This window comes from Kitasatospora sp. NPDC048296 (assembly GCF_043201815.1).
GTDB lineage: Bacteria > Actinomycetota > Actinomycetes > Streptomycetales > Streptomycetaceae > Kitasatospora.
This window is the reverse complement of record NZ_JBICZB010000182.1, coordinates 1-2,311: the sequence shown is the minus strand read 5'-3', so window position 1 is coordinate 2,311 and position 2,311 is coordinate 1. Positions and strand designations below refer to the sequence as shown.

The 2,311-nt window shown below is 66.0% G+C and carries 2 protein-coding genes; one reads left to right on the top strand and one right to left on the bottom strand.

Going from position 1 to position 2,311, the window contains the following annotated elements; translation table 11 throughout:
* Positions 1–84: 84 nt before the first annotated feature.
* Positions 85–828, top strand: coding sequence for a hypothetical protein (locus ACGF12_RS38315; protein ID WP_393041198.1), 744 nt, complete (start codon positions 85–87; stop codon positions 826–828).
* A 61-nt stretch (positions 829–889) separates the two neighbouring features.
* Here ACGF12_RS38315 and ACGF12_RS38310 read toward each other — a convergent pair whose 3' ends face one another.
* Complete coding sequence (locus ACGF12_RS38310) at positions 890–2,056, bottom strand: RNA-guided endonuclease InsQ/TnpB family protein (RefSeq protein WP_393041195.1); 1,167 nt, start codon at positions 2,054–2,056, stop codon at positions 890–892.
* Positions 2,057–2,311: the final 255 nt, after the last annotated feature.

Below are 2,311 nucleotides of genomic sequence, written 5' to 3'. Positions count from 1 at the left end.
GCTACCTCACGCCACTCGAGATTCGGCGGCGGCACCGGCAAGGTCACACCCTCGCGGCGTAGACAGAGAGTGTCCAACCGCAGGGTGGAACTTCAAACCGCACAACTCGTCCACCTGGCCGGATGGATGGCTCAGGACGAGGGCAACCAGGATGCCGCCCAGCAGTACTACGCCCATTCGTTCCGCCTGGCTTCCGAGGCCGGCGACGCCGAACTGGCTGCAACCGCTCTTCGCGGCCTCACCGTTCAGGCCATCGATCTCGGTTTCAGGCCCACCGCCGTCCGGATAGCGGAAGAGTGCGTCGACCAGGCCAAGAACATCAACGACCCCCGGGCCTTGGCCTACTACCAGGCCACCCTCGCCAACGCCGCAGCTTTGGACGGCGACCGCCGCACCGCCACCGCTGCGCTCCGCGCCTCCCAGACCGCGATCGAACGTGCTACCAGCGCCCCGGGCGAGTCATGGGCCTCGCACTACAGCATCGGCCGGTGGGCCCACGAGTCCGGCATGATCCTCGCCCAACTCGGCCACCACACCAGCGCGCAGGACCATCTCCACCACGCACTCGAAATCCACGGCCTCGACCGCCGCCGCACCCGCGCAATCGTCCTCGCCGACCTTGGCACCGTCCGCCTCCGCCAGGACGACATCGACGGCGCCCTCACGTCCTGGAACGACTTCCTCGACTGCGCGGACGGCATCCGCTCCATCAAGGTCCAGGACGCCGTCCACGACCTGCGAGCCCGCCTCTACCGCCTCCGTGACGTACCCGGCGTCGAGGAACTGGATGAGCGAGCCTCAGCGTTGGAGTCAACGACCCGGCCCTGAAGGGCCGGGCTTGAGGTTGACCATGTGCCCGATGAGTCGCCCCACCGGTGGTCACCTCGTCTCAGCAGCGCTGGACGCTGCTGGGGCGGTTGACTGCGCCCCGCTGCCACGCATCAGCCGCACGGTGGCGGATGTTGCGGGAGCCGTTGATGTCCGCGTGCATCGTTATGCCGCAGGAGCGGCACGCGAACGTTGCCTGGTCCACTCGGTTCTGTCTGTGGGTGTGCCGGCAATCGGAGCACTGACGGGAGGTATAGGCCGGGTTGACGCGCACGACCGGCACGCCCGCCCTGCGGGCCTTGTACTCCACGAAGGCTCCGAGCTGGGCGAACGCCCAGGAGTGGAGGCGGTACCGCTGGTCGTGCTTGGCCTTGACCCTCTCGCGGATGCCCGTGAGGTCTTCCAGGGCGATCCCGCGCGAGGTGCGTTCAGCGGTGGTGACGAGGGTCTTGGAGATGCGGTGGTTGGTGTCGGTGGCGAACCGGGCCTCGCGGCGGCGGATCGCCTTCAACCGGCGTTTCGCGGACTTGGTCTTCTTCGCCTGGAGCTTCGCGGTCACAGCGCGCATGCGCTTGCGGTAGCGCTCCAGACGACGCCCGGACATGACCGTACCGTCCGAGGTGGTGGCGATGTTGACGATCCCGAGATCCACCCCCAGCCAGTCAGCCGACTCGCAGACCGCAGGTTCGGGAATGTCGCAGGTCCCGAACAGGTACCACCGACCGTCACGGAACACCAAATCCGATTCGCCCCGCCGATGGTCGGCAATCATCTTCAACGCGTCCGCAGAGCAGCGAAACCCGACGCCCTTCAACCGCCCAGCCGTCGTCCAGATGGACACCGTCTTGTCGTCGGTGTTCCACGACAACATCCGGTCATCGAACGGCTGCGCCGCATCCTCGCGGAAGCTGATCGGCTTGGACTCGGCCTTGTTACGGCGTTTGCTCCCCTTCGGGCCGAGATTCCCGGCCCGAAGGTTTGCCTTCAACGTCGCGTAGGCGTCGCACACCTTCTTCACCGACCGCACTGCGGCCTGAGCGCCGAGATCGAATTCGTCCTTGACGTGCCGGTACACCAGCGGCTGCAAGCCGTTACGCCGGATCTCCTTCTTCTCGAAGGCGACGCGAGAGATGTGGTTCGCGGCCCGATTGCACGCACGCAGCGTCACAGCGAGCGCATCCGCCTGATACGGCGACGGCTCCAGCTTCACCCGGACCACGATCTTCACGCGAAGGAACGTAGTTTGCGCAAAATCGAAAACTCAAATCGGGAGGTCAAAGCACATGGAAGAGAACTCCGCCGCTTCGCTGCTCCGATCCAAGGAGCCGATTCCTCCCGGGGCTGAAGCCCCGGGCTTCCTCAGCAGAATCAGGTGAAGTGGGTCCCGGTGAAGTTCCACCCTGCGGTTGGACACTCTCTGTCTACGCCGCGAGGGTGTGACCTTGCCGGTGCCGCCGCCGAATCTCGAGTGGCGTGAGGTAGC